This is a genomic window from Hansschlegelia beijingensis (genome assembly GCF_045505405.1).
GTDB lineage: Bacteria > Pseudomonadota > Alphaproteobacteria > Rhizobiales > Methylopilaceae > Methylopila > Methylopila beijingensis_A.
Genome location: NZ_JBJKEX010000603.1, coordinates 1 through 982, shown reverse-complemented (window position 1 = coordinate 982; position 982 = coordinate 1). Strand labels below are relative to the sequence as shown.

The 982-nt window shown below is 71.0% G+C and carries 1 protein-coding gene; it reads left to right on the top strand.

Annotated features, from left to right (window positions below; translation table 11 throughout):
* Positions 1-50 precede the first annotated feature (50 nt).
* Complete coding sequence (locus ACIKT0_RS19010; RefSeq protein WP_407106852.1) at positions 51-872, top strand: EAL domain-containing protein; 822 nt, start codon at positions 51-53, stop codon at positions 870-872.
* Positions 873-982 lie beyond the last annotated feature (110 nt).

Sequence of the window (982 nt, the reverse complement as noted above, 5' to 3'; positions counted from 1 at the left end):
CCGGCGCTTGACAGTGCGCTGGCGGGCAACCTAAATGCGCGCCTTCGGGGATGCGGGGCCGTAGCTCAGTTGGGAGAGCGCTGCAATCGCACTGCAGAGGTCAGGGGTTCGAACCGCGCCGGACAAGGCCGGACCTCGAGCCGTTCGACCCGGACGAACCGGAGGCTCCGGCTGAGCCCCTTCGCCGCGCGGCGACCCCGGACCTCGGCCTTCTGGCGCGGCTCGAGCTCGCCCTGCGCGACGACCGCATCGACGTCCATCTTCAGCCGGTCGTGTCGCTGCCGAGCCGGCGCATCCTGCATTACGAGGCGCTGTCGCGGCTGATCGAGAACGAGGTCGTCACCGAGGCCGCAGGCTTCATGGACGTCGCCGCGGCGGCCGGCAGGCTGGCGGAGATCGACCGCCGGGCGCTGGAGCGCGCGGCCGGGGTGGCTTTGCGGCTGGCGGCCAGCGGGCGCACCGGGTCGGTGTTCGTGAACATCGCGCCGAGCACGCTCTCGGACGACGCCGCCGTCGCGGCCATCAGGGCGACGCTGGATCGCCAGTCGGAATGCGCGCGTCTGGTGGTGCTCGAACTGCGGCAGGCGGAGTTCGAGCAGCTCGACGCGGTGCAGCGGGCCGCGCTCGACGGCTTCCGCGAACGCGGGGTGCGGCTGTCGATGGACCGCACGGCCGACCTGAGGCTGGAGCCCCGCGAGCTCGCCCAGAAGGGCGTCCGCTTCGTCAAGGTCGCCGCCGAGCGGCTGCTCGATCCCGATGCGGTGCGGGGCGCCTCGATCCATCCGGCCGATCTGGCCGGCCTGCTCGCCCGCCACGGCATCGACCTCGTGGCGACCAATGTGGAGGAGGAGCGGACCGTTCCCGAACTGTGATGATGTCGAGTTGCACCAGAAGGTCCGGGAAACTGATATGCGGCGCCGGCTTGTTGACCACGATGCCCATCGCGCCCTCGGCCGAATGGGCGCAGACGTAAATGACCGTG

Coding starts and splice junctions, on each gene's coding strand:
- ACIKT0_RS19010 (WP_407106852.1), top strand. CDS start 51: ATGCGGGGCCGTAGCTCAGTTGGGAGAGCGCTGCAATCGCACTGCAGA.